Genomic DNA, 19,187 nt, shown 5'->3' with positions numbered 1-19,187 from the left:
TTCATTAAGATATCCAAAGGGGTTGCAAGCTTTGGGCTGACTTTACTTCATCGGCTACTCGCTCAATATCTGCACCTAGTGCTTGAAGCTTGCCAACAAAGTTTACATACCCACGGTCAATATGGTGTAGTTCGGTTACTTCTGTTTCACCAGTTGCAACGAGCCCCGCAATGACAAGGGCTGCTCCAGCACGTAAATCTGTGGCTTGAACCCTTGTACCAATTAGTTTAGCATTACCCTCGACCACTGCTGTTCGACCTTGGATTTTGATATTGGCATTCATTCTTTTGAATTCTTCAACATGCATAAAACGATTTTCAAAAACAGTTTCCGTGATCACACTTGTTCCGTTTGCAATTAATAATAATGCCATCATTTGCGATTGCATATCAGTAGGGAATCCAGGATGAGGTAACGTTTTTAAGTCAACTGCCTTCAATGGATGTGTTGCTTTTACACGAACACCTTGTTCCTCTTCTAGTATCTGAACGCCCATTTCTTCCAGTTTAGCAATCACGGGTTTTAGATGGTCAATGATTGCATTTTCAATGAGTACATTGCCACCAGTAATCGCAGCAGCCACCAAGAAGGTTCCTGCTTCAATTCTGTCAGGAATAACAGAATGCTGTGTCGCGGTTAGTCGTTCTACTCCTTCAATACGAATGGTTCCTGTACCTGCACCGCGAATTTTCGCTCCCATTCCATTCAAATAATTGGCTAGATCGACGATTTCTGGTTCTTGCGCAGCATTTTCAATGGTTGTAACTCCATTCGCTAATGTAGCTGCCATCATAATATTTTCCGTTGCACCTACACTTGCATAATCTAGGTAGATTCGTGCACCTGTTAATTTGCCATCAATAGAGGCGTCAATATAGCCTTGACCAATACTTATTTTTGCACCCATTGCTTCAAAACCTTTTAAGTGCTGATCTACAGGGCGGCTGCCAATGGCACATCCTCCAGGCAAAGCTATACGAGCATGCCCTTTTCTCGCAAGTAATGGTCCCATGACTAAAAAGGATGCTCTCATTTTTCTGACTAGGTCGTATGGTGCTTCTGTTCGCACAATCTTTGTCGCATTGATTCTAACGACTTCATTTTTGTAATGAACATCTAAGCCAATAAAAGATAATACATCTATAATGGTGTAGACATCATCTAAGGACGGAACATCATTAATGATGCTTTCTCCTTCTTCCCCTAGAATTGATGCAGCAAGGATCGGCAGTACTGCGTTTTTCGCACCATGTATTTTGACGCTGCCGGATAATTGCCTTCCACCGCGGACGATGATTTTTTCCAAAGTTGTTCCCTCCGCGCTCATTTTTCATTTCACATTTTCTCATACTATTAATATTCAACAATGATGATCGGCGTTCCCACTGTAAGCACTGTTCTTTGTTTTAAAACATCTAAATGGGTCGCCACTTGAATATTCATTTTCTGATTCCCTGTCCAAATCGATTGTTTAATTAAAGTTGAAAAGGCTGAGACGCTTTTGACTAGATCTGTGTCTAATTGCTCTACTTTCTTTGCCTTTAGATTATGTAGGATTTGATCAATCAGGACAAGCTGAGTACCATTATTTAGTTTATCATCGATACTTCCTTGGATACAAGAGTTAATTTTAGGAGAAATTTGGTTTTCTTGTAATGTTTGATACAATTTTTGATAATACATCGACATCTCTTCTAGCGATTGGTTCCCTTTTAGCTGGAAGATGAGATACATCTCTTTTGTTTGCGCATTTTGACGTTTTAGTTGTAATTCAACTTCTGTTTCTTTTCCCCATGTTCCTTGGCTACGATAAAACTTTTGCAATCCAATCGTTTGTAGCTGATTTTGTTCGGCTAGTTCTAAAGCTTTACTTAATTGATTCCCAAGATCTAACCATTGGTGATCATCCTGATAGATGCCATATGGAATCCCAACATGTAGCCAATATTGGTCTAATGCTGCATTTGTCTTTTTAAATGAGTTAATCACAAATTCTATATCCTCTTGCGATTCTCCTTGAACCGTAAGACCTAAAATGAAGGTCATTGACAATATAAAGATAAGGACTATTTTCCCCTTTTGATTCATTTTTTCTCCTCCCACACCATTTTCGTCTTCAAGATTGGATATTCCATAATTGGAATATACAAACTTTTTTATTTGTTAACCATTGTTCACACTTATGGGAGAAGATATACTTTTGTGGGGTTCCAAAAGGTAAGAAATGCATTCCTGAACGTCGCTTCTTTTGTAATATACATTCTCATTCATCTTAAATAAAATTTAAAACATACTCTTTACATTAAATGACCATTGTAAATAATTGATGAAAAATTGAGCCATTTGGTATCCGATGACGATGGACAAAATAATTTGCAGTGCTTTGGTTTGTGGGCTTTTGGGATTGTAGGTAAAAAGGTCAAAACGGATACTCTGTAATGCCCACCAAGATATACCGATGCTTACAAGTGTTAAAATAATCCCCATTAAACTGATATAGCCAAAATAGGTTGTCATCTTACTCACCTCGCACTTCTATTTGGTAATTCTTTGATATGATCTCTTAAATAAAATTGATACGGGTTATGGGAAAACTCTCCTTTTATTCGAAGTCGATAAGTTCCTTTTTTTAATTCTAATTGCTCTTTCCAAGATGTTTGTTTTTGATTCCAAATGATTTCGTAGTTATCATCATAAAGCGTTACATCTGCCTCTTGTTCTGCTAAAAAGTCGAAATCGAGTTGGTTAGACATTTGTTTGATTTCAAAAATGAACCAATCTACATCTTGATCATTGGATAGGATGCCTTCCATTTTTCTGTTAGAGGGAGTGGTCCTTGTCGCGTTACTAGATAAGTTATTCGGTTCATGAATATCTCCATCCATATCTTTAAATTGTAGCTGTAAGGTATATTCTCCATTCACACCATAGCCATTATAATCAGAGATTTGAATATAGTAAGTACCTGGTCTTGCAAAAATAGTTCCTTCTTCTGCTTTTCCTGAACCATGGCTGTCGATTTCAATCGCTTTTTTCCCTTCTGGTTGAATACGAATCACAGGATCCAATCTTAAGGTGTCAACAGATACTTTTGCCTTTAGCTCTCCATTACTTGGTATGTAAAGTTTATACCAATCTAAATCTTGATCCTTTTCCAATGTTCCTTTAATCGGCTCAGATAAGTGTTGAATCTGATAAGATTGCCATGGTTTATCATTGTTTTCATAATTATCCTTATAAATGGTATATTTCGTAGAAACGGAGTAAGATATCGCTTCATTCCTAAGTTGCTCATTGATCGTTTCCCTATCAGGTGTCATTTCTTTAACAGTTGTTGAAAGACTGATTTTTAAATAAGTCGTTCCCTTTGGTAGATCGATATCAATGGTTAAATTTTTGTTGATTGGATAAACCAACGGTTGTTGATTTTCTAAATTCGCTGGTTCTAAATCTAATTGAAGAGGGACGTTAGGTTCCTGCTTTAATTGAATTTTCAATTGAACTTTCCCTCGATAAGGCAATAATAACTGATACCAATCATGATCATTGACTCCAGCAATTTGGGCGTTAATTGTATCTTGCAATGGAATAGGGGTTGCTTTGTCTTTTGTTTGGTTTGGTTCATATCCGTCCTTTATGGTCGATAACGGACTTGTTAATGCTTTTGCGACATTAATTCTTCCATAACCTGTTAGGATATCCCACCCTGGCCTTCCTACATCATCAGCAGTAAATTTAATCAAATCTCTAACCTCTGCTGGAGTTAAAATAGGATATTTTTGATAAATTAAAGCAGCTAACCCCGCTACTTGTGGTGCTGCCATCGAGGTTCCCACATTCGAAGTATACCCTCCACCTAATTTGGTTGTATATATCCCTTCACCAGGCGCAACAACATCTAGCTGTTGACCGTAATTGGAATAGGTTTCGTAATCGTCCTCTAAATCTACCGCACCCACAGATAGTACATTGGCAAATGCTGATGGGTAATTTAATCGATTTCCTTCGTTTCCAGATGCTGCAACGACTAGTACATCTTTAGATTCTGCATAATCTACGGCTTCCTTCATAAAAGGTGTATAGATGGGTTCGCCTAAAGATAGAAGAACAATCTTTGCCCCATGGTCGACCGCATAACGGATCCCTTGTCCAACTAAGAAAGAGTCTCCTTCCCCTTGTTCATCTAATACTTTAATTGGCATGATTTTGGCATTCCATACTAATCCTGCTATCCCTTCATCATTATTACCAATCGCTCCAACAATTCCTGCCACATTGGTTCCATGGCCATTGTCATCTTGAGGTGGCATCTTTTTATCAATCAGATTTATCCCTTCAACCAAGTTAGCCTTTAAGTCAGGATGGTACAGATCTACCCCTGTATCAAGGATGGCAATGGTCACCTCGCTGGTGTTTATTTCCTCCCATCCTAAAGGTGCTTTAATTTGTTGTAAATAAAGTTGTTGATCAATATTTTTATCATTTGGAACATTCCCTATTAGCACTGCATTTGCTCTTAAGAATGTCATATTTACGATAAGTCCTATGATTAGAATTGCTAGCAACCGTTTCTGTTTTTTTAAAAGCTCCATTTTGCTCCACTCCATCTTTTCCGAACCTATATGAAAAGAAAGTTATGCTTTCTTGTCCCCAAAAAGAAAACGTATCACACGGAAAATTGTGAACGTGCAATACGCTATATGACTTTGTATTTCATTTTAACATATTATGGGAGATAAATCGTTAATATTTCTTGCTTTTTGTTTATTTTTAATTCTGGTAAGTGTTTGGTTAATTCTGCTAATGTAAGAAAACTCTGACCGTCCTTGATCATGAAACCAGCACTTTTACCCTTGGTTAGTACCATTTTCGTTTTACCAATGACAACGTCTAAACTTGAGGATTTGGAATTCCAAAAAATTTTACCGCCTAAGGCATGAACGAGTGGCCTTAAGGCAACATAATCTTTATTATTCTCCTGAATCCAGTTGCTACCGATTGCTGATACAAAAATATTTTTTTCACCTAAGGTTGATATGGCTGTTGAAAGTTGTTGATCGACTTCTTCTACCATGATATCTGGCTTGATTCCTATTTTATTCATTTTGTTCTTTTTCGGTGTGAAATATTCATTGGTCGTTAGCTTGAGATAGCCTCCGTTTTCTAACCGAATTAAACTTTGGACAACCCCTTTACCAAAGGAATTGGTTCCAACAATAGTTGCTTTATTATAATCTTTTAAAGCACCTGTTAAAATTTCTGAAGCACTTGCCGTCCCTTCATTGATCAGTACGACCATCGGTGAATTCCAATCTGTTCCTCCTTGAATAGCTAATTCCTCTTCTTGTTGTATATTGTCCTTGACATAAACGATTGGGCCTTCTTTAATGAAGTTTTTAGATATTTTAAGTGCAGCATCTAAATATCCACCTGGATTATCCCGCAAGTCGAGGATTAGCTTCTTCATTCCTTTTTCCTTTAATTGTTCTAAGTGTTGTTTGAATTCATCTGCTGCTCGTTCACCAAAGGCGTATAGTCGGAGATACCCAATTTCTTTGGTTAGCATTTCCGATTCTACAGAAGGTAGATATACGTCCCCACGAGTGATGGTTTTAGTCATGGTTTCTTCATCTCTTTGAATTACCATGGTAACGGAAGTTCCTTCTTCTCCTTTAATCTGGTTTGTAACCTGTTCAAGTGTTTTTCCTTCAGTTGAAATACCTTCTACTGATTTGATCAGATCGCCAACTTGAAGTCCTGCTTCTTCGGCAGGTGAGCCAGGAATGATCGTTTGAACCGTGATTCCCTCTTCATTCTTCTCTACAACAACGCCAATACCGACAAAAGAACCATTTAAACTATCTGTAAAGGATTGATACTCTTCATCTGTAAAATAGGCTGTATATGGATCCCCAAGGGTGTCAATCATTCCCCAAATCGCCCCTTGCATCAATTCATCTGGGTCTACACCTTGTAAATGATAATATTCGATCAGTTCATAGATTTCATTCATAATCGCTTTCTGTTTTTCTAGCGGATCTGGATCTTCTGCTTGTGCCACATTAGGTATAAAGCTAAACAGGGATAAGACAAGAATGATTGCGATTATTTTTTGTTGGATAGGTAACCATTTCTTTGACATTGTTTTGCCTCCTCTTTTTCTCTTGTTTATCTAATTCGGCAACAAAAGGTCAACTCCTTCATTCGATCATGACCAAATACTACATAGTTTGTATATTCCAACGCGTTCCGTTGCTCGCGGTTTTCTATGATTAAAAAATAATGAGGGAAAACTCGCTCCCAAAAGTCGCTGCTTATGGAATATACAAACCCTATGTTAATGAATGAAGGTGAGTATATTCCAACGCGCTCCGTCAAAAAAATACCCACTAAAGAGGGGGTCTCCTTAGTGGGTATTGTGTACATTAGAATCTTATTGACCAAGAGTAAGCATATTGAAAAGGTCAAAGTTTTTTGTTATAAAGTCTAGCATTACGTTTGGTACAAGACCGATGACGAAAGTTCCAATGAAGGTCAAGAGAATCACGAATTGCATGCTAAATGGAATACTAAGCTTTGCTTCGGTGTGACCCGGTCTCATGTACATTTGACGTACAATATTAAAGTAGTAGAAGTATGAGATTACACTTGTTGCTACCATGATACCAGCTAACCAGTAAGATTTAGTAGTTAAGGCACTGATGAAAATGTTGAACTTACCAATGAATCCAGCCGATATTGGAAGCCCTGCGAGTGACATCAAGAAGAAGGTCATCGCGATGGCCACAAATGGACTACGATGATATAATCCAGCAAAGGATTTCAGATCCTCTGTACCTGCATCTTTATTTACAATCGTGATGACTGTAAATACACCTAGATTCATAAACAAGTATGCCATCAAGTAGAAAATGATATTGCGAATATCAACAGAAATCAGTTGCTCACTTGCCATCGTCATGGTTGCAAGAGGAACTAAAAGATAACCAGCTTGTGCCACACTAGAATAGGCCATCATTCGTTTGACGTTGGTTTGGCGAAGTGCCAATGTATTACCAATGATCATCGTTAGTCCAGAAATGACTGCTAAGAAAAGAGTCATTTTATTGAAGAAGAAGAAAACTGGATTATTGTTTACTACTTCTACTACGATTGGTGTGAAGACGGTAATAAATAAGCGAATGATAATCGCAAAACCAGCTGCTTTAGAAATGACGGATAAGAATGCAGTAACTGGTGTTGCTGCTCCTTCATATACGTCTGGTGACCACATGTAGGAAGGAACTGCAGAAATCTTGTAGCTCAGTCCCACAAGCATCATAAAGAAGCCAAGATAAATATAGAAGTCAAATCCACCATTAAAAGCTTCCTGAATTCGTTCAGCGATGACAAAGATATTCGTACTTCCGGTTACACCATAGATAAAAGATGTTCCGTAGAGGAAGATCGCTGAGGAAACTCCACCAATAATCACATATTTATATGCCGCTTCGTTTGATTTTAGATTAAATTTGCGAATACCTGCCATAATGTAAGATGAGATACTTAATAATTCTAAGCCAATATATAGTGTAATGATATCTGCCGATGAAGCCATAAACATTGCTCCAAGTAAGGCAGTTAAAAACAAGTAGTAAAATTCACCATCATGTTTGATTTCTTTTTTCTCTACATAATTGATTGACATCACTAACACAAACAATGTTCCGACTAAGAAAATCAATTTGAAGAGACTTGCGAAACTATCCACACGATAAGAACCCTCTAGCAATTCTTGTGCTGGCTGACCGAGATCTTGGATCACAAAGTAAAGGGATAGAATGATACCAATGATGCTTAACCATCCAAATACCTTACGATCTCCTTTACGCATCACTAAGTCAGCAAAGGTTAAGATTACTGCAACAATAGCAATGGTTAGTTCAGGAGCGAGTAGCCCCCAGTTTAACTCTAATAGATTCATAGGTCTACCCTCCTATCCTAGTCAATAAGGATTGCAACGTCGTTTGTAGAGGCTCACTTAGTATGGCTGGGTATACCCCAATCAAAATGATTAGTCCAATGAGTACTACCATCGGGATCACTTCAAGAGAGCGTGCATCAGTTAATCCAACTAATTTCTCTGCCGTTGGCCCATAAGTAACCTTTAAAGTAGCTCGTAGTAAATAAGCAGAGGTTAATACGATACCAATCGTACCAAACGCAGCGATCACTGGTTTTTCACCAAATAAACCTAAGAAGGTTAGGAATTCACTGACAAATCCAGACATCCCAGGTAGACCTAATGAAGCGAGAGTTGCCGTTAATAAAATTCCACTCGTGAATGGCATCGTTTTAGCTAAACCACCCAGTTCATCCATCTTTGCGGTATGAACACGACTGTAAATCACCCCAACAAGATAGAACATCGATGCTGAGATAAATCCGTGGGATACGATTTGGAAGACAGCGCCTTGAAAACCAAATGTATTCATTGCTGCTAATCCCATCAAGATAATTCCCATGTGGCTTATACTTGAGTAAACAACAACCATTTTGTAGTCATCTTGTACGAAGGCGATAATTGCTCCATAGAAGAGGTTAATGATACCCAAGATCGCTAAAAAGGTTGAATACTTACCAATGAGGTCTGGGAAGAAGGAATACTCCATTCGAAACAGACCGTATGCACCAATCTTTAAGAGCACCCCAGAAAGAATCATACTCATTGCTGGTGGTGCTTGATAGTGTACCTTTAGGATCCATGAATGCAATGGGAACACAGGTAGTTTAATTCCAAAGGCAACTAATAAAGCAAAGAATACACCATAACGGAACCAATCGCTAAATGCTACATTTCCAGTTTGTTTTGCCATTTCAAAATATGGTGATGTTGGATCCGTTAAATTATAGATAATGGTTGGAATATCCGTCGTAAAGGTTGGTGTTTGCGTGCCTGAAACATAACCCGCATTAAGCATCAAGGCAATAAACGCAATCAGCATAATCGCTGAACCTAAACCATTGTAAAGCAAGAAGGTAAAGGCTGCATTTTCCCTTTTATCTTGACCCCAAATCCCTACTAAGAAGAACATAGTGACTAAACTGATTTCAAAGTAAATAAAGAACAAGAAGAGGTTTTGTGCCATAAATACGCCATATAATCCAATTTGCATGAGGAAGAAAATCGTAAAATATTCCTTCCAACGCTTGCTAATCATATTGGCTGCTGCAATGGCTGACATTAATGCAACGATTGACGCCAAGACAACAAGAGGCATCGATAAACCATCTACACCCATACTATAGTTAAATTCTAAAACACTTGCTCCTACATTGATGTGAATCCATGGAATATTTTCAAGAAATTGCACACCAGAATCTGCACGATCAAAACCAATAAATAAGCCAATAGCCAATACTAATGGAATCAATGTGACAAGGATACCAATCATTTTGATTGTTCCTACTCTATCTTTTGGAACAATTAATAAGAGTAGGATTCCTAGTAATGGCGAGAAGGTGATCAGTGAAAGTAAACCGAATGAGCTCATTATCCTAACAACCTCCCTGCCGTCAAGCTAATGAATAGCAATACTAATCCAATAATGGTAATTAGACCGTATGCCTGTACTTGACCATTTTGTAATCTTGCTCCAAGTTTTCCAATCGCAACGGAAATATATGCTGTTAATTGGACGAGTCCACCTACAACATAGTGATCGAAGAATTTTAAAATATACCCAAAAATAGTGTAAGGACGAATAACCCCTGCTTGATATGCCTCATCCACATAATACTTATTGTAAAGAAGCTTGTGTAATCCAACAGGTTCATCGGTTTTCACCTTATTATTACGGCCATACATTACCCATGCTAAGGCAATACCAAAGAAAGCTGCAATAATGGATAAGGCCATAATCCAACCAGGTCCATGAACTTCTTCAGCGATAGTACCCTCTGCGCCTAAATATTCACCAAATCCAGCATATACAAAGTAACCAGAAACGATCGCTAACCCAGCAAGAATCATCATTGGGAATGTCATATTAAATGGTGATTCATGGACATGATGATTATTATGACGTGGTTTACCTGTAAATGTTAAGAAATAAAGTCTAAACATATAGAATGCGGTCATTATCGCTGCAATTAAGGCTAACCAGAATAAAATTCCATTTCCGCTTTCCCAAGCAGCCATTAAAATTTCATCCTTGGAGAAGAATCCGGATAATCCAGGTACCCCAGCAATTGCTAGAGCGCCGATTAAAAATACTGCTCTTGTAATCTTCATATCCTTGCCTACTCCGCCCATTTCTTTAATATCTTGTGTTCCTACTGAATGGATTACACTACCTGCTGCTAGGAACAAAAGTGCTTTAAAGAAGGCATGTGTAAATAAGTGGAATACTCCTGCAATATATCCGAATGAGCCAAGTGCAAGCATCATGTAGCCTAATTGGCTGACAGTTGAATAAGCTAATACGCGTTTAATATCATTTTGCACCAAACCAATTGACGCAGCAAAGATGGATGTAAAGCCACCGATAATCGCTACAGTCATCATAGCAGTTTGAGAAGCTTCAAATAATGGATAAGTCCGTGCAACTAAGTATACACCGGCAGCAACCATCGTTGCCGCATGGATTAACGCTGAAACAGGTGTAGGACCTTCCATCGCATCTGGTAACCATATATGTAATGGGAATTGACCAGATTTACCTACTGCACCAAAGAATAGTAAAATCGCTACTAAAGTGATGAAGCCAGGAGCTAATGCACCAGATTCCGCAGCTTCAAACACTCCTGCATAGTCAAAGGTTCCTGTCTTCCAGAAGATTAAGGAAATCCCAATGAATATACCTAAATCCCCTATTCTTGTTGTGATAAACGCTTTCTTTGCTGCTGCTCTAGCTGATGGTTTAAAGTAATAGAATCCGATTAGTAGGAATGAGGTTGCCCCTACTAATTCCCAAAAGATATACGCTTGTAATAGATTAGGCGAAATAACAAGGCTTAACATGGAAAAGGTAAATAGCGCTAGATAGGAATAAAAGACTGGAAAACGCTCATCTCCATGCATATAACCTTTTGAATAAATATGAACCATTAAACTTACAAGGGTAACGACGAATAACATCATCGCGTTTAATTCATTGATTTCAAACCCCATGGTAAAAGTTTTGTCTCCAACTTTAAGCCAATCTATGTTGTAGAGATAGTTCTCTGCTCCACCTAACTTTTGGATAAAGACACCTAATGCCAAAGCAAATGAGGCTAATAATGAGACAATACCTACGTAGGCTGCACCTTCCTTGAGCTGACGACCAAAAGCGACTAACAGCACGAAGGAGATGAGCGGAAAAAGTGGAATTAACCATGCAATTTCAAACATTTGATCACCATTCCTTCATATTTTATCGCTTCATAATATTCATTTCGTTTACATTGATGGTCGCCTTATTACGGAAGACTGCCATCAAAATCGCAAGTCCAACCGCTGCTTCTGCAGCAGCAACTGTGATTGTAAATACGGTAAAAATTTGACCTGTAATATTCGCATATAAACCAAACCTAGAGAATGCGATTAAATTTACATTGACTGCATTAAGCATCAATTCAACTGATAATAGAACAATAATCGCATTCTTCTTTGATAATAATCCATATATACCGAGAGAGAATAATATCGCTCCAACTGCTAGATAAGCCCCCAATGGTACCATCTATTCTTCACTCTCCTTTTTTGCCAACACGATTGCCCCTACCAGTGCAACAAGTAGAAGAACGGAAGCAAGCTCGAATGGAATGACATATTTAGTGAAAACTGTTTCACCAATAGCCATCACATTGTTTGCTCCAAGATCTGAGGTTTCAGTTGGCCAATACTTATTCGTGATAAAGATTCCATATAGGAAGAACCCGCCAACCATGATCGTACTTAAAATAGAAAGGGCAGTATGCCATTTTCTCTTGATTTTAACCCCTTCATCTTTATGTTGGGTCATCATCGTACCCATTACCATCATGATTGTAATTGCGCCTGCATAAATAAGCACCTGTACAAAAGCAAGATATTCCGCTTTTAACAAGATGAATAACCCTGCTACACCCATGAAAGATAAACCGATTGAGAGGACCATATGAACAACCTTATTCAGGTTCAACATAAAGACTCCCCCGCTGATAGCCATCAGTGCGAACAGGAAGAAAGCAATATATTGACCGGTCATCAATGATTCTCCTCCCTCACATTTTGATTATTGTTGTCTAACCATTTAAGGTCTTTAAGCAAGTTATCACGGCTATACGTTGCTAATTCATAGTTATTAGACATGACAATTGCTTCAGTTGGACAAACCTCAGTACATAAATCACATAAGATACAAATTTCGAAGTTAATATCATATGTGTCAATCACTTTACCTTTTTTCTCAGGATCTGGATTTGGTTTTCCTACTAAGGTAATACAACCGGTTGGGCATATTCTTGCACATTGGTTACAGACGATACATTTATCAGGTTCAAAATGTTGGATGCCACGAAAGCGCTTGGGCATAATAACTGGCTCATCTGGATACTTATATGTTACTTTTGGCTCTTTTAGCTGCTTCAAAGTAAATCCTAATCCTTTAAAAAATCCTGTACCCCACACGTGAATTTCACCCCGCTTTAAAATATCGTTTTAAACAATGCTGTAACCATCACGTTTAATAGTGCTAATGGAATTAACACTTTCCAGGCAAACCCCATCAATTGGTCTGTCTTGACACGTGGGAAGGTTGATCGAGCCCAGAATAGATAGAAAACGAGCATTAAGAACTTAAGAATAAACCATACAATTCCAGGTATAAAATCTAAACCAAATGGAGCATCCCAGCCTCCAAAGAATAGAACGGTCATTAAGCTGGATAAAGCAAATATATAAACATACTCAGATAACATAAAGAATGCGAAACGGAAACCACTATATTCAACATGGTATCCAGCAACTAATTCGTTTTCTGCTTCTGGTAAGTCAAATGGTGTACGGTTTAATTCAGCATTCCCCGCAATCAAGAAGATAATAAATCCTAAGAATTGTGGGAAAATGAACCAAACGCCATTTTCTTGTTGTGCTTTTACGATATCTATTAAGTTTAGACTACCTGTCATTAAAACAATGCCTAAAAAGGACATAATCAATGGAACTTCATAACTAATCATTTGTGCGACAGAACGCATTCCACCCATGATTGAGTACTTATTGTTAGAAGCCCAACCACCTAGTAAAATACCCGTAATCGTTAAGCTAGATAAAGCTCCATAATATAGGAGTCCGACATTTACATCGGCAAAATATAATTTCTCAGTATATGGAATGACAGCGATAATGGCAAATGCTGGTGTATAAGCAATAATTGGTGCGATCAAGAAAAGGATTCGATCTGCTTTTGCAGGAACAACGTCCTCTTTAATCATAAGCTTTAACACGTCCGCCACCGTCTGAAATAATCCATATGGTCCTACACGGTTAGGGCCTTTACGTAGTTGCATCCAACCGATTATTTTACGTTCAAAGTAAATCGCATACATAACAAATAATAGAACGACTAATAGAACAGCAACTGCTAGTAAAATCATCAGGAATAAATTAAGCCATGAAAAAGGTTGAGATAAAAGAGCCTCCATTAAGCGTCAACCTCCCCTAATACAATATCGATCGCCCCTAGAACGGCAGGAATATCGGCCATCGTCCTGCCAATCAATAACTTAGGCAAGAGCTGTAGATTTACAAAGGAAGGTCTTCTAAGTTTTAAACGGTATGGTTTGTCTTTTCCTTTGCTCACAAGATATACACCTAATTCTCCTTTAGAGGATTCCATTCTTGTGTAAACTTCTCCTTCAGGTGCTCTGAGTACCTTTGGCACTTTACCCATAATTTCGCCGGATTCTGGAAATTGCTCTACTGCTTGTTCAAGAATTCGCAAAGACTGAATCATTTCTTCCATACGTACCATATAACGATCATAAACATCACCTGTTGTACCTACAGGTACGTCAAACTCAAATCGATCATAGATTGAGTAAGTTTGGTTTTTACGAATATCAAATTTTACATTGGAACCACGTAACACTGGGCCTGATAAACCATAGTTAATCGCAGTTTCTCCATCATATACCGCAATATTTTTAACACGTGCTAAGAAAATTTCATTCCCTGTTACAAGTGTGTGATATTCTTTGATCTTTTCTCTCATATATGGCACGAATTTGCCAACCTTTTCAATCCATCCTTCAGGCGCATCCCATTTTACCCCGCCAACTCTCATATAGTTGAAGGTTAGGCGTGCACCGGAAAGTTCATTTAGCATATCAATAATCATTTCGCGATCACGGAATGCAAATAAGAATGGAGAAATCGCTCCTAAATCTAAAAGGTTAGTTCCCCACCATACCAAGTGACTTGCAATCCGACTTAATTCCATCGCAATAACCCTTAAGTATTCGGCACGCTCTGGGACTTGAACTCCCATCAGGGTTTCAACGGCCTGTACTAGAGCATAGTTATTAGTCATGGAGGATAAGTAGTCTAAGCGGTCTGTATAGGGAATAATTTGAGTATAGTTAAGATCTTCTGCTAATTTTTCTGTTCCTCGATGTAAGTAACCGATAACCGGAATGGCTTCTTTTATGATTTCACCATCTACTTTAACCACAAGACGGAATACTCCGTGTGTACTAGGATGTTGTGGTCCAACGTTAAGTAGCATTTCTTCAGTACGAAGTTCTGCCATTTCTTTTACACCTCCTCATCGTATGGCTTGTAATCTTTCCTTAATGGGTGTCCTACCCAATCATCTGGAAGTAAGATACGAGAGATTTGGCGTCCGGTAAATCCTATTCCTAACAAGTCATAGGCTTCTCTTTCATGCCAATCTGCTGTTGCCCAAATATCCATTACTGTCGGCACACTCCCACCATCGCGCTCTGTTTGTACTTTTACTGTTAAGTATTCATCGCGAGAATAAGAATAAAAGTGATAGACTACTTCCATATATTTTTCATAGTCAACACCTGCTAGATTCATAAGATAGTCAAACTTCATCTGGTCATGACTATGTAGAAGCTTTGCAACATCATGCCAGTATTCTTTATCGATCACCAATACAGGCATATGAGCGTTTGGCTCATTGATAAATGATTCTTTTATCGCTTCCTCGCCTACTTGCTCTGTAATGATGTTTATATACGCATCAAGCTTTGGCTGATTAGGTGAAGGTACTTTAACTTCATCAGACATTTTCGATTGGCACCTTCTTTCCAGTCTTCGCTTCATAACGAATTTTTTCTTGTAATTTGTTTACACCATAGATAATGGCTGCAGGACTTGGAGGACAACCAGGAATGTATACATCAACTGGGACAATTTGGTCAACCCCTTTGACCACTGAATATGAGTTGACATATGGACCACCTGCTGTTGCACATACCCCAATTGCTACGACCCACTTTGGTTCTGGCATTTGTTCATATAAGCGGCGGACAAGTGGAGCCATTTTCTTTGTTACTGTTCCAGCTACCATCATGACATCTGATTGACGTGGTGATGCACGGAAAATAACACCAAAACGGTCAAAATCATAGTGTGAACCACCTGTTCCCATCATTTCAATCGCGCAACAAGCAAGACCGAATGTTAATGGCCATAGTGAATTACTACGCGCCCATCCTTTTACTTGTTCTAATGTGGTTAATAACACATTACGCTCTAATTCTTGTTGTTCTTCTGGTGTGATACCTTCAAGATTTATTCCCATGTTAACACCTTCTTCTTCCAAGCGTATGCAAGGCCAACCACAAGCATAAAGATAAAGATCGTCATTTCAATCAATGAAAATAGACCTAGTTTATCAAATGCGACGGCCCAAGGATAAAGGAATACGGTTTCAACATCAAACACTACGAACAATAATGCAAAAAGATAGTATCTGACATTGAACTGGACCATGGCGTCTCCTGTAGGGATAATACCACTTTCATACGTTGATGTCTTTCCTTTAGTAGGATTATGTGGTCTTAAAAACGGACCAATGACCCAAATCGTAGCAAATGGCAAGAAGATCCCTAAAAGAAGGAAGATAGCCATCATTAGATAACTGTTGCCATAAATCTGCTCCATCTACACTTCCCCTCCACAAAAAATTTTAATATCTTAACCTTTGTCCACCATGACAAATTAGTGAACAAATTGCTTTTCCATCTTCTATAATACTAAATTCCACTATTTTTTCATAGAAATTTTTCTAATTTATTTGTGTATTGCCTCACAATGTGCTTAACTTAACGTTACATACTTATGTTGTACAAAAAAAAATTATGATCGGTATTGTATATTCCAACGCGCTCCGTTGTCCGTGCATTTCTTTAAATAAAATATGCGGTGAAAAAGCAGTCCTCGAACGAGAACTGCTTTTGATGTTTATTTTCTTTCTGATACACGGATACGGTTTAACGCACGCTGTAAAGCGGCTTGAGCACGTTTAAAGTCCCAGTCCTCTTTTCCTGTTGTGGCTAAACGACTCTCCGCTCTTTCCTTTGCAGCGATTGCCCGATTCACGTCAATTTCCTCAGGAAGCTCCGCTGTTTCTGCGAGAATAATTACTTTGTTCTCATTTACTTCCAAAAATCCTCCACTGATCGCTATGAGCTGTTCTTTGCCATCTTTCTTAATGCGAACAGGAGAAATGACAAGAGGTGTTACAAAAGGAGCATGTTTCGGAAGAATTCCTAGTTCACCCATTTCCCCTCTTACAATCACCATGTTGACATCATCACTATACACCTTACGCTCAGGCGTCACGATTTCTAATCGAATCGTACTCATTTATTCATCCTTCCCTTCATCAGGGGTCCTGTTACATTTTCTTCGCTTTTTCCACAGCTTCTTCAATGGTTCCCACATAAAGAAAAGCTGCTTCTGGAAGATCATCGTGTTTGCCTTCTAAGATTTCCTTGAATCCACGAACCGTTTCTTTTACAGGTACATATTTCCCAGAGATTCCTGTAAATTGTTCAGCTACGTGGAATGGCTGTGATAAGAAACGTTGAATTTTACGAGCACGAGCTACGGTTAGTTTATCTTCATCGGATAATTCATCCATACCTAAAATCGCAATGATATCTTGAAGTTCTTTATAACGTGCTAAGATCTTTTGCACGCCACGAGCCACTTCATAATGTTCTTGTCCAACGATTGCAGGTGAAAGCATACGTGATGTAGAAGCTAATGGATCCACCGCGGGATAAATTCCAAGCTCAGCAATTTTACGATCCAAGTTGGTGGTCGCATCTAAGTGAGCGAACGTGGTCGCTGGCGCTGGGTCAGTATAATCGTCCGCAGGCACATAAATCGCTTGAATCGATGTAACAGATCCTTTCTTTGTGGACGTAATTCTTTCTTGTAATTGACCCATCTCTGTTGCTAATGTGGGTTGATAACCAACGGCAGATGGCATACGCCCCAATAGTGCTGACACTTCAGAACCTGCTTGGGTAAAGCGGAAGATATTATCAATGAATAATAAAACGTCCTGACCTTCATAATCACGGAAATATTCAGCCATGGTAAGACCAGTTAATGCTACACGCAAACGTGCCCCAGGTGGCTCATTCATCTGACCGAATACCATCGATGTTTTACTGATAACGCCAGAGTCCTTCATTTCATGGTATAAGTCGTTCCCTTCACGAGTCCGTTCACCAACCCCTGCGAAGACGGATAGACCACCATGTTCTTGAGCGATATTGTTAATTAACTCCTGAATTAAAACGGTTTTTCCTACTCCTGCACCACCAAAGAGTCCAATCTTACCTCCCTTTGCATAAGGTGCAAGTAGGTCAACCACTTTAATCCCTGTTTCAAGGATTTCTTCTTGTGTAGATAATTCTTCAAATGCGGGTGCCTTGCGATGAATTGGATGATATACTTCAGCGTTGACTTCGCCAGCTTCATCTACAGGCTGCCCTAACACATTAAATACACGCCCTAATGTTGCCCGTCCAACAGGAACATTGACAGGTTTTCCTGTATCTACCGCTTCCAATCCACGGACTAGTCCATCCGTGGATGCCATAGCAACGCAACGAACCACATTATCTCCTAAGTGAAGAGCTGCTTCAACGACAAGGTCAATGTCTTTTTCACCAGAAGATTGCGCTTTATGTTTAATAGTAATCGCATTATAAATTTCAGGTAATGAGCCACGTTCAAATTCTATGTCTACAACTGGACCCATTACTGCTACGATGCGCCCTGTGTTCATCGATGTACCTCCTTACGATTATAAAAATTAGGATAAAGCGTTGGCACCACCAACGATCTCAGAGATCTCTTGTGTAATCGATGCCTGTCTAGCACGGTTATAGTTCAGTGTTAAGGTTTGAATCATTTCTTCTGCGTTATCTGTTGCATTGCCCATTGCTGTCATCCTTGCACCATGTTCACTTGCTTTTGCATTCAAATAGGCACTATAGATTAGTGTTTCAGCATAACGTGGCAATAAACTTCCTAGCACTTGTTTGGCAGAAGGCTCAAAATCATATTGAGTCGCTGATCCTTCCTTTGTTTCCTCTAAATCCACCAAAGGAAGTAATTTCTTTTCCGTAGGAACCTGTTGAATCGCACTTATAAACTCGTTATAAACGAGGTATAATTCATCAAATAAACCCTCCGCATACATATTCACTGCTGTTCTAGCAATGTTTTTGATGTCAGCAAAAGTTGGCGAGTCAGAAAGTCCTACGATTTCACCAATTATTGGATAGTTACGCTTCTTAAAGAAGTCTCGTCCTTTACGACCAATTACGAAGATAACATATTCATCTACGGATTTGTGTCTTTCTTTGATCGCCATGGTTACTTTACGTAAAATATTTGCATTATAACCACCTGCTAATCCACGATCAGAAGTAATGACTAAATAGCCTGTTTTCTTTACTTCGCGAACTTCTAGTAAAGGGTGGTCAACTTGATCTGTTCCTGCGGCAAGTGCAGCGATTACTTCTTTCATTTTCTCTGCATAAGGGCGTGAACTTTCTGCCCTTTCTTGCGCACGGCGTAATTTCGCCGCATCGACCATCTTCATCGCCTTAGTAATCTGTTTCGTACTTTGGACACTTCTGATTCTACGCTTTATTTCACGAATTCCTTGCATTTTTTAGTTCAC

Annotated in this window: 19 protein-coding genes; all 19 read right to left on the bottom strand. The window is 38.8% G+C overall.

What is annotated here, in order from left to right:
- Window positions 1–4: 4 nt before the first annotated feature.
- Window positions 5–1,306, bottom strand: coding sequence for a UDP-N-acetylglucosamine 1-carboxyvinyltransferase (murA, locus tag BEN26_RS09375; protein ID WP_068726585.1), 1,302 nt, complete (start codon window positions 1,304–1,306; stop codon window positions 5–7).
- Between the two features lie 47 nt (window positions 1,307–1,353).
- Complete coding sequence (locus tag BEN26_RS09370; RefSeq protein WP_069798357.1) at window positions 1,354–2,088, bottom strand: YwmB family TATA-box binding protein; 735 nt, start codon at window positions 2,086–2,088, stop codon at window positions 1,354–1,356.
- A 195-nt stretch (window positions 2,089–2,283) separates the two neighbouring features.
- Window positions 2,284–2,517 carry a DUF1146 family protein gene (locus BEN26_RS09365; RefSeq protein WP_068726589.1) on the bottom strand — a complete coding sequence of 78 codons (234 nt, stop codon included), beginning with the start codon at window positions 2,515–2,517 and terminating at the stop codon, window positions 2,284–2,286.
- Between the two features lie 5 nt (window positions 2,518–2,522).
- On the bottom strand, window positions 2,523–4,592 hold the full coding sequence (locus BEN26_RS09360; RefSeq protein WP_069798355.1) for a S8 family peptidase: 2,070 nt from the start codon (window positions 4,590–4,592) through the stop codon (window positions 2,523–2,525).
- A 134-nt stretch (window positions 4,593–4,726) separates the two neighbouring features.
- Window positions 4,727–6,142 carry a S41 family peptidase gene (locus BEN26_RS09355; protein WP_069798353.1) on the bottom strand — a complete coding sequence of 472 codons (1,416 nt, stop codon included), beginning with the start codon at window positions 6,140–6,142 and terminating at the stop codon, window positions 4,727–4,729.
- Between the two features lie 291 nt (window positions 6,143–6,433).
- A complete protein-coding gene (gene nuoN, locus BEN26_RS09350; RefSeq protein ID WP_068726596.1) occupies window positions 6,434–7,963 on the bottom strand; it encodes an NADH-quinone oxidoreductase subunit NuoN in 1,530 nt (509 codons plus the stop codon).
- 4 nt (window positions 7,964–7,967) lie between these two features.
- Window positions 7,968–9,533: a complex I subunit 4 family protein gene (locus tag BEN26_RS09345; RefSeq protein WP_069798351.1), complete on the bottom strand. Its 1,566-nt coding sequence runs from the start codon at window positions 9,531–9,533 to the stop codon at window positions 7,968–7,970.
- A complete protein-coding gene (gene nuoL / locus BEN26_RS09340; RefSeq protein WP_069798349.1) occupies window positions 9,533–11,374 on the bottom strand; it encodes an NADH-quinone oxidoreductase subunit L in 1,842 nt (613 codons plus the stop codon). The genes BEN26_RS09345 and nuoL overlap by 1 nt, the downstream gene beginning before the upstream one ends.
- Before the next feature lie 22 nt (window positions 11,375–11,396).
- Window positions 11,397–11,705: an NADH-quinone oxidoreductase subunit NuoK gene (nuoK, locus tag BEN26_RS09335; RefSeq protein ID WP_069798347.1), complete on the bottom strand. Its 309-nt coding sequence runs from the start codon at window positions 11,703–11,705 to the stop codon at window positions 11,397–11,399.
- Entirely contained in the window at window positions 11,706–12,212 is a 507-nt protein-coding gene (locus BEN26_RS09330; protein ID WP_068726605.1) for an NADH-quinone oxidoreductase subunit J, read from the bottom strand.
- A complete protein-coding gene (gene nuoI, locus BEN26_RS09325; protein ID WP_068726608.1) occupies window positions 12,212–12,634 on the bottom strand; it encodes an NADH-quinone oxidoreductase subunit NuoI in 423 nt (140 codons plus the stop codon). The genes BEN26_RS09330 and nuoI overlap by 1 nt, the downstream gene beginning before the upstream one ends.
- A gap of 17 nt (window positions 12,635–12,651) precedes the next feature.
- Window positions 12,652–13,650 (bottom strand): NADH-quinone oxidoreductase subunit NuoH, encoded by a 999-nt coding sequence (nuoH, locus tag BEN26_RS09320; protein ID WP_069798345.1) that lies wholly within the window; start codon window positions 13,648–13,650, stop codon window positions 12,652–12,654.
- On the bottom strand, window positions 13,650–14,756 hold the full coding sequence (locus BEN26_RS09315) for an NADH-quinone oxidoreductase subunit D (protein WP_069798343.1): 1,107 nt from the start codon (window positions 14,754–14,756) through the stop codon (window positions 13,650–13,652). Before BEN26_RS09315 ends, nuoH begins: the two co-directional genes overlap by 1 nt.
- A gap of 5 nt (window positions 14,757–14,761) precedes the next feature.
- Window positions 14,762–15,262 (bottom strand): NADH-quinone oxidoreductase subunit C, encoded by a 501-nt coding sequence (locus BEN26_RS09310; protein WP_069798341.1) that lies wholly within the window; start codon window positions 15,260–15,262, stop codon window positions 14,762–14,764.
- Window positions 15,255–15,779 carry a NuoB/complex I 20 kDa subunit family protein gene (locus BEN26_RS09305; RefSeq protein WP_069798339.1) on the bottom strand — a complete coding sequence of 175 codons (525 nt, stop codon included), beginning with the start codon at window positions 15,777–15,779 and terminating at the stop codon, window positions 15,255–15,257. Before BEN26_RS09305 ends, BEN26_RS09310 begins: the two co-directional genes overlap by 8 nt.
- On the bottom strand, window positions 15,770–16,141 hold the full coding sequence (locus BEN26_RS09300) for an NADH-quinone oxidoreductase subunit A (RefSeq protein ID WP_068726620.1): 372 nt from the start codon (window positions 16,139–16,141) through the stop codon (window positions 15,770–15,772). The genes BEN26_RS09305 and BEN26_RS09300 overlap by 10 nt, the downstream gene beginning before the upstream one ends.
- Before the next feature lie 300 nt (window positions 16,142–16,441).
- Window positions 16,442–16,846, bottom strand: a complete 405-nt coding sequence (locus tag BEN26_RS09295) for a F0F1 ATP synthase subunit epsilon (RefSeq protein WP_068726622.1) — start codon at window positions 16,844–16,846, stop codon at window positions 16,442–16,444.
- Between the two features lie 31 nt (window positions 16,847–16,877).
- Window positions 16,878–18,284 carry a F0F1 ATP synthase subunit beta gene (atpD, locus tag BEN26_RS09290; RefSeq protein WP_068726624.1) on the bottom strand — a complete coding sequence of 469 codons (1,407 nt, stop codon included), beginning with the start codon at window positions 18,282–18,284 and terminating at the stop codon, window positions 16,878–16,880.
- A 27-nt stretch (window positions 18,285–18,311) separates the two neighbouring features.
- A complete protein-coding gene (atpG, locus tag BEN26_RS09285) occupies window positions 18,312–19,175 on the bottom strand; it encodes an ATP synthase F1 subunit gamma (RefSeq protein WP_068726627.1) in 864 nt (287 codons plus the stop codon).
- Between the last annotated feature and the right edge of the window lie 12 nt (window positions 19,176–19,187).

The sequence above is a fragment of the Tepidibacillus sp. HK-1 genome, from assembly GCF_001748485.2.
GTDB classification, from domain to species: Bacteria; Bacillota; Bacilli; order Tepidibacillales; family Tepidibacillaceae; genus Tepidibacillus_B; species Tepidibacillus_B infernus.
Note: the sequence above shows the minus strand (reverse complement) of the source record. Positions and strands in the feature narration are given on the sequence as shown.